At 65.9% G+C, this 7,088-nt stretch carries 7 protein-coding genes; all 7 read left to right on the forward strand.

From position 1 onward, the window contains the following. Positions 1-73 precede the first annotated feature (73 nt). The 7 genes from MY55_RS20445 to MY55_RS20475 all read left to right on the forward strand — a co-directional run bounded on the left by MY55_RS20445 (position 74) and on the right by MY55_RS20475 (position 6,762). Positions 74-1,099: an MbnP family copper-binding protein gene (locus MY55_RS20445; protein WP_052941748.1), complete on the forward strand. Its 1,026-nt coding sequence runs from the start codon at positions 74-76 to the stop codon at positions 1,097-1,099. Further along, positions 1,096-2,223 (forward strand): methanobactin export MATE transporter MbnM, encoded by a 1,128-nt coding sequence (locus tag MY55_RS20450; protein ID WP_065202943.1) that lies wholly within the window; start codon positions 1,096-1,098, stop codon positions 2,221-2,223. Before MY55_RS20445 ends, MY55_RS20450 begins: the two co-directional genes overlap by 4 nt. 67 nt (positions 2,224-2,290) lie before the next feature. Further along, on the forward strand, positions 2,291-2,704 hold the full coding sequence (locus tag MY55_RS20455; RefSeq protein WP_043577058.1) for a hypothetical protein: 414 nt from the start codon (positions 2,291-2,293) through the stop codon (positions 2,702-2,704). 12 nt (positions 2,705-2,716) lie between these two features. Then, positions 2,717-3,070, forward strand: coding sequence for a 5-carboxymethyl-2-hydroxymuconate Delta-isomerase (locus tag MY55_RS20460; protein ID WP_043577056.1), 354 nt, complete (start codon positions 2,717-2,719; stop codon positions 3,068-3,070). Positions 3,071-3,295: 225 nt separating this feature from the next. Next, positions 3,296-4,123 (forward strand): UDP-2,3-diacylglucosamine diphosphatase, encoded by an 828-nt coding sequence (locus MY55_RS20465; protein WP_043577055.1) that lies wholly within the window; start codon positions 3,296-3,298, stop codon positions 4,121-4,123. Then, a complete protein-coding gene (locus tag MY55_RS20470; RefSeq protein WP_043577053.1) occupies positions 4,111-5,148 on the forward strand; it encodes a glycosyltransferase family 4 protein in 1,038 nt (345 codons plus the stop codon). The genes MY55_RS20465 and MY55_RS20470 overlap by 13 nt, the downstream gene beginning before the upstream one ends. An 831-nt stretch (positions 5,149-5,979) precedes the next feature. Beyond that, positions 5,980-6,762, forward strand: a complete 783-nt coding sequence (locus MY55_RS20475; RefSeq protein ID WP_043577052.1) for a ferredoxin--NADP reductase — start codon at positions 5,980-5,982, stop codon at positions 6,760-6,762. Positions 6,763-7,088 lie beyond the last annotated feature (326 nt).

Genomic DNA, 7,088 nt, shown 5'->3' on the forward strand with positions numbered 1-7,088 from the left:
CCTGCGACCGATGGCGGATCGCCCCATGGGGCATCCGCCCTACGGCTTGCATAACAATAAATGGAGAACCGTGATGAACAAGCGCTGGATCCTCGTGCCCGGGCTGTGCCTGGGCCTGTCCGCCTGCCTGGGCGGCGGCGTCAGCAGCAGCGACAGCCCGCCCCAGAACCAGAATCAGACCCCGCCCCCCGGCTACGGCGGCGGCAACACCACCGTCCGCTTCGCGCTGAAATCCGGCAGCCAGCCGGTGAGCTGCAACAGCCAGCTTAGCGGCATGGGCGTCGGCCAGGCCAACGCCACGCTGGCCGAGGGCATGGTCTACGTCCACGACGTGGCCCTGGTCAACAGCCGCGGCCAGGAAGTGCCGCTGCAGCTGGACCAGGGCAATAAATGGCAGTATCTGAACCTGGCCCTGCTGGACTTCGCCGGCGGCAGCTGCAAGGACCCGGCGCGCGACGACGGCGACACGCCGGTGGGCAAGCCGCTGCCGGGCAGCAACAGCGAGGTGACGGGCAGCGTGCCGGCCGATACCTACACCGGCCTCAGCTTCAAGGTGGGCGTGCCGATCTCCGCCAAGAACGCCAAGGGCGAGGAGGTGGCGCTGAACCACCAGCCGGCGCACAGCCCGCCGCACCCGATCCTCGGCGTGTACTGGCTGATGTGGGAATGGCAGTCCGGCCACCGCTTCATGCGCATCGACCTGGCCCCGAGCGGCGGCGTCAAGCGCGCCGACGGCTCCAGCGCCGACCGCTGGGCCTTCCACCTTGGCTCCACCGACTGCCAGGCCGACAGCGCCATCGTCGGCGGCTACCGCTGCGGCAAACCCAACCGCTTCAAGGTGAGGTTCGACCGCTTCGATCCGCAAGCCGACCGCGTGGTGCTGGACGTGCAATCGCTGTTCGCCGGCAACGACATCAGCCGCGACGACAGCGCCGACTTCGGCTGCAAATCCAACGCCACCGACGCCGAATGCCAGCCCATCTTCGATCGCCTGGGCCTGCGGCTGAACGAAAGCCGACCCGGCGCCGGCGACGGCGGCCAGCCGCTGGGCGACGGCCGCAACCCGCGCGTGTTCCGCCTGGAAAAGGCCGCCTCATGAGACCGTTCGCCGCGCTGCTCCTGGCCGCGCTGCTGGCGGCCTGCGGCCGCGAAGCGCCGCCGCCGGCCCCGGTCGGGGACTGGCATTGGCGGCTGCCGCCCAGCGTGTCTCCGCCCCCGGTGCCGGCCGACAACCCGATGAGCCAGGCTAAGTTCGAGCTGGGCCGCCGCCTGTTCTACGACAAGCGGCTGTCCGGCAACGGCAGCATCAGCTGCGCCAGCTGCCATCCGCAGGCCAAGGCCTTCAGCGACGGCGTCGCGCTGTCGCTGGGTGCCACCGGCGAGCGCACCCTGCGCAACGCCCAGCCGCTGGCCAACGCCGCCTGGCGCAAAAGCTACACCTGGGCCAACTATTCGCTGACCACGCTGGAGCGGCAGATGGACGGCCCGCTGTTCCGCACCGAGCCGGTTGAGATGGGCATCAACGACGGCAACCTGCCAACGGTGCTGGCCCGGCTGGGCTCGGACCCGCGATATGCGAGCGAATTCGCCCGTGTGTTTCCCGGTGAGGAAAAACCCCTGAGCCTGGCCAATATCGTCAAGGCCATCGCCACGTTCGAGCGCGGCATCGTATCTTTCGACTCGCGCTACGACCGCTACCAGGCCGGCAAGGCCGAACTGTCCGCCGCCGAGCTGCGCGGGCTGAACCTGTTCCGCGCCGACAAGAGCCAGTGCCTGCGCTGCCACGGCAGTCCGGACTTCGACGACCAGATGGCCGGCCATGGCGACGGCCTGCCCTTCCACAACATCGGCCTCTACAACGCCGACGGCAAAGGTAGCTACCCGTTTCCCAACCGCGGCGCGCTGGAGTTGAGCGGCAAGCCGGCCGACATGGGCCGCTTCCGCAGCCCCAGCCTGCGCAACGTCGCGCTCACCGCGCCCTATATGCACGACGGCAGCGTGGCGACGCTGGAGGACGCGGTGCGCATCCACGCCGACGGCGGCCGCGACAACGGCAAGCTGGGCGACGGCCGCCGCAATCCGTGGAAAGACCCGGCCATCGGCCGCATTAGGCTGACGCCCGCCGAGCAGGCCGACATCGTCGCCTTCCTGAAAACGCTGAGCGACGAAACCCTGACCCGGGATCCGCGGCTGTCCGACCCGTTCGCCGCCGCGCGGCGATGACGCCGGCACTCGTCGCCGGCCGGCCAGTCTGCTACGCTGGTCATCTTTTGCCTTCCCCTGAGCGCGGATGAAGACTCCCTACCTGAAAATCCTGGCCTGCGGCCTGACCCTGTTCATCCTGCTGGGCCCGCTGGTGGCGCTCTTGGCCAGCGGCGTGGTGCCGATGATGGCCTACCTGATGGGCGCGGTGCCGGCCTTGATCTTCGGCCTGATGCTGTGCCTGCTGCGCATCATCCTGGCCGCCCCCATCGCCCGCTGGCAAAGCCTGTGGCCGGCCTGGCTGCTGGCGCTGGCGGCCTTCGCGCCCGGCGCCTTCAGCGGCAGCCTGATCACGCTGCTGTACGCCCGCGTGGCCGAACCGCTGCTGTACAACGACTGGATGACGATGTACCTGGGAGCGATGGCCGGCGGCGTCTGCAACGCGCTGTTCTGGCGCATGCGCTTCGGGGCCGGCAAGCCGCTACCCCCCCACGAGAACTAGAGAAAGAAGAAAATGCCCCATTGCGTGATCGAATGCCCGGCCGAACTGGCGCAGGCGCCGCAGATAATGCCGCTGATGCAAGCCGTGCATCAGGCCGCCGTCGCCAGCGGCCTGTTCGAAACGCCCGACATCAAGGTGCGGGTGCTGCCCTCGGCGCACTACCTGGTGGGCGGCCAGCCCGACGCCTTTGTGCACGTGACCACCCACATCCTGGCCGGCCGCAGCGAGCAGCAGAAAAAACAGCTGGCCGACGCCGTCGCCCGCGCGGCCTGCGCCCAATTGCCGCAAGTGGCGATGATCACCAGCGAAGTGCGCGACATCCAGCGCGAAGCCTACAGCAACCGCCGCCAGGCGATGGCGGGCTGATCGTTCCGCGCCGCTGGCTTCTCTCCGGCGGCCCTCCTGTGGCGGCGCGGCAACGCCGCCGCGCCCGCTGGCGGCCCCCTCCCCCGGCGCGCATGCCCCCCGCCGCCCGCTCGCGGTTTCCGCCTTTCCCACGCCAATCAATTCATCGCGCTGTCAACAAAGTCTCATCCGCCTGTCACCTTGCCCCAGCAGCATGGGCCATCGCCCCGGCCCACGGACACCGCCATGCAGCCAGACTCCGCCTCCGCCGTTTCGCGCCGCCTGCGCAGCATCTGGATTTCCGACGTGCACCTCGGCACCGCCGGCTGCCGCGCCGACCATCTGCTCGACTTCCTGCGCGAACATGAATCCGACTACCTGTACCTGGTCGGCGACATCGTCGACGGCTGGCAGCTGAGGAAATCCTGGTACTGGAAGCAGAGCCACAACGACGTGGTGCAGAAATTGCTGCGCAAGGCGCGCAAGGGCTGCCAGGTGATCTACATCCCCGGCAACCACGACGAGGCGGCGCGCCAGTACTGCGGGCTGGATTTCGGCGGCATCTCCATCCGCCACGAGGCCGAGCACCTCACCGCCGACGGCAAGCGCCTGCTGGTGCTGCACGGCGACGAATTCGACGGCGTGATCCAGTACGCCAAGTGGCTGGCCTATGTCGGCGACAATCTGTACACGCTGATCCTGCAGCTGAACCGCGGCTTCAACTGGGTGCGCACCCACCTGGGCCTACCCTACTGGTCTTTGTCGCAATACCTGAAACACAAAGTGAAAAACGCGGTCAACTTCATCAGCCAGTTCGAAGCCATCCTGGCCGGCGAGGCGCGGCGGCGCGGCTTTGACGGCGTGGTGTGCGGCCACATCCACAAGCCGGAAGTGCGGATGATAGACGGCATTCTCTACGGCAACAGCGGCGACTGGGTGGAAAGCCTGTCGGCGCTGGTCGAGCATCTCGACGGCCGGCTGGAAGTGCTGCACTGGACGGCGCTGACCATAGGCTCGTCCATCGAGGAATCGCCAGAGCCCATCCCTTCGGAGGAATCCACATGCGCATCATGATCGTCACCGACGCCTGGAAGCCCCAGGTCAACGGCGTGGTCCGCTCGCTGACCGAAACCGTGCGCGAGCTGGACGGCTTCGGCCACCAGGTCAACATGATCACGCCGCTGGAATTCCGCACCGTGCCCTGCCCCACCTATCCGGACATCCGGCTGTCGCTGCTGCCTTACCGCCAGGTGGCGCAGCGCCTGGCCGGCTTCGCGCCGGACGCCGTCCACATCGCCACCGAGGGGCCGCTGGGCCTGGCCGCCCGCCGCTACTGCCTACGCCATGGCCTGGCCTTCACCACCGCCTACCACACCCGCTTCCCGGAATACATCCAGGCGCGCTGCCGGCTGCCGCTCGCCATCAGCTATGCCTGGATGCGCCGCTTCCACAACGCCTCGCAGGCGGTGATGGTGCCCACCCGCTCCATCGCCGACGACCTGGAGCAGCGCGGCTTCCGCAATGTCAGGCTGTGGAGCCGCGGCGTCGACACCGCGCTGTTCACCCCCGGCGAGCGCCAGCGGCTGGACGACACCGAACCGCCGCGCTTCGTCTACATCGGCCGGGTGGCGGTGGAGAAAAACATCGAGGCCTTCCTCAAGCTGGACCTGCCCGGTTGCAAATGGGTGGTCGGCGACGGCCCGCTCTTGCCGCGGCTGAAACAGCAATACCCGGAAGTGCATTTCGCCGGCGTGTTTCCGCAACACGAGCTGGCGCGCTTCTACCGCGCCGCCGACGTGTTCGTGTTCCCCAGCCTCACCGACACCTTCGGCCTGGTGCTGCTGGAGGCGATGGCCTGCGGCACACCGGTGGCGGCGTTTCCGGTGGCCGGCCCGCTGGACGTGGTGGGCGACTCCGGCGCCGGCGCGCTGGATTGGGACCTGCGCGCCGCCTGCCTGCAAGCGCTGGAAATCGACCGCGGCCATGTGCGCCAGGTGGCGGAGCGCTATTCTTGGCAAGCCGCCAGCCGGCAATTCGAATCCCATCTCAAGCCCAACCCGCCGGAAGCGGCGCCCGCGCCGCAGGCCGCGGCGGATTAAAAAATCCTTGCTTCAGCAGCTGTAAGCGCTATATTGGAAAAGTTGAAGCAACCGGAAGGGAGACGGATGTGTCAGGCGACAATACCCGGCCACCTTGCGCTCAACCCGGCATTGCGACCGCCCCAGACTGAACCGGCGCGCGGTCGACACCATCGGTGCCAGCAATGCCCAAAACAGCATCCAGGACGGATGCGCGGATTATCCAAAGGCCGCCGGTCAGCCAGACATCACTTGCAGATTCATGACGAGCACGCGGGAAGTTGATGATTGAAGACCACGGAAACGCCGTTTCCGCTTACACGCCCATCGAGGGCAGGATGATGTGCCGGCAGTATCGTGAATCGTAAAGCACCGGCAATCTGTTCCAGGCTTCAACGAGCATGCCTTTGCAGCGGCATGCGATGCAGTGAATCCGCTCCGCGCCGTTTCATGATGGTTCCCAGGCGCGACTGCGATGTTTCGTCTCAGTAAGTCCAAAGAGGGCGTCCCACCACCGGGACGCCCTCTTCCTTATGGAGATACAAGCTTGATATTGCTCAGACAAATAACTGCCGGTGCTAAAAAAATCGTCAAACAATCTTCCAGAGATTGGCCGCTGTCGGTTAACATGCGACCATCACGCTTGGCCTGAAATCCTGGCCCAGCTCCACTCACGATAGCGTCCGCCCATCCGGGCCGGCGTCGTCCCAAGCACAAACGGCAGCCGCGGACAGCGTCCGCGCCGCCATGCGATACCCGAAGCCGCAGGAACAAGCAGGGGGCCGGCGAAACGGGTTAAAATCCTTGCAACGCAATATTTTTCGATCTTTTGGATAGCGAGCCGCACGAGATATGTCCTCTCCCAATTTGTCCGCTGAAAAAGTCCTGTCGGTCCATCACTGGAACGACACCCTGTTCAGCTTCACCTGCACCCGCGACGCCGGCCTGCGCTTCATCAACGGCCAGTTCGTGATGATAGGCCTGGAAGTCAACGGCAAGCCGCTGATGCGCGCCTACTCCATCGTCAGCTCCAACTACGAAGAGCACATGGAGTTCTACAGCATCAAGGTGCAAGATGGTCCGCTGACCTCCCGCCTGCAGCACCTGAAGGTGGGCGACACCGTGATGATCAGCAAGAAGCCCACCGGCACCCTGGTGCAGGACAACCTGCTGCCGGGCAAAAACCTGTACCTGCTGTCCACCGGCACCGGCCTCGCGCCGTTCATGTCCATCATCAAGGATCCGGAAGTCTACGAACGCTACGACAAGGTGATCCTCACCCACGGCGTGCGTTGGGTCAGCGAGCTGGGCTACCACGACTACATCACCCAGGAGTTGCCGGAAAACGAATTCTTCGGCGACATGGTGAAGGAAAAGCTGATCTACTACCCGACGGTCACCCGCGAGCCGTTCCGCAATGAAGGCCGCCTGACCGACCTGATCACCAGCGGCAAGCTGTGCGCCGACATCGGCCTGCCGCAATTGAATCCGGAACACGACCGCGTGCTGATCTGCGGCAGCCCGAGCATGCTGCACGACCTGTGCGAAATCCTGAACGGCATGGGCTTCAAGGAATCGCCGCGCATGGGCGAGCCGGCCGACTACGCGATCGAACGCGCCTTCGTCGAGAAATAAGCGCTCCGCCTCGGCGGAACGACAACAGCCCCGCAGGCTTGCGCCGCGGGGCTGTTTCTTTGTCGGGACGGAAAAATCAAACCGCCTGTCGCGATGCCAGGCAGCCAAAACAAAGGGAGGCCGAAGCCTCCCTAGTTTTTATGCGAGCCAGACCGGAGTCTGGTTTGATTACTTGGCGGCCGAAGCGGCAGCCTTCTTGGCCACGTGATGCTTCTTGGCGTGGTGCTTGTGAGCCTTCTTGGCTACCGGGGCGGAAGCGTCGGCCTTGGCGGCTTGGGCTTTTTGCGCGGCGGAAGCTTCTTTCTTGGCGGCGTGCTTCTTAGCGT

This window comes from Chromobacterium subtsugae, from assembly GCF_001676875.1.
In the GTDB taxonomy this organism is placed as follows: Bacteria; Pseudomonadota; Gammaproteobacteria; order Burkholderiales; family Chromobacteriaceae; genus Chromobacterium; species Chromobacterium subtsugae.

Bases quoted from the DNA above. Each gene is read 5' to 3' on its own strand.
- MY55_RS20460 (WP_043577056.1), top strand. From the start codon at position 2,717: ATGCCCCATTGCGTGATCGAATGCCCGGCCGAACTGGCGCAGGCGCCG.
- MY55_RS20475 (WP_043577052.1), top strand. From the start codon at position 5,980: ATGTCCTCTCCCAATTTGTCCGCTGAAAAAGTCCTGTCGGTCCATCAC.
- MY55_RS20465 (WP_043577055.1), top strand. From the start codon at position 3,296: ATGCAGCCAGACTCCGCCTCCGCCGTTTCGCGCCGCCTGCGCAGCATC.
- MY55_RS20455 (WP_043577058.1), top strand. From the start codon at position 2,291: ATGAAGACTCCCTACCTGAAAATCCTGGCCTGCGGCCTGACCCTGTTC.
- MY55_RS20450 (WP_065202943.1), top strand. From the start codon at position 1,096: ATGAGACCGTTCGCCGCGCTGCTCCTGGCCGCGCTGCTGGCGGCCTGC.
- MY55_RS20445 (WP_052941748.1), top strand. From the start codon at position 74: ATGAACAAGCGCTGGATCCTCGTGCCCGGGCTGTGCCTGGGCCTGTCC.
- MY55_RS20470 (WP_043577053.1), top strand. From the start codon at position 4,111: ATGCGCATCATGATCGTCACCGACGCCTGGAAGCCCCAGGTCAACGGC.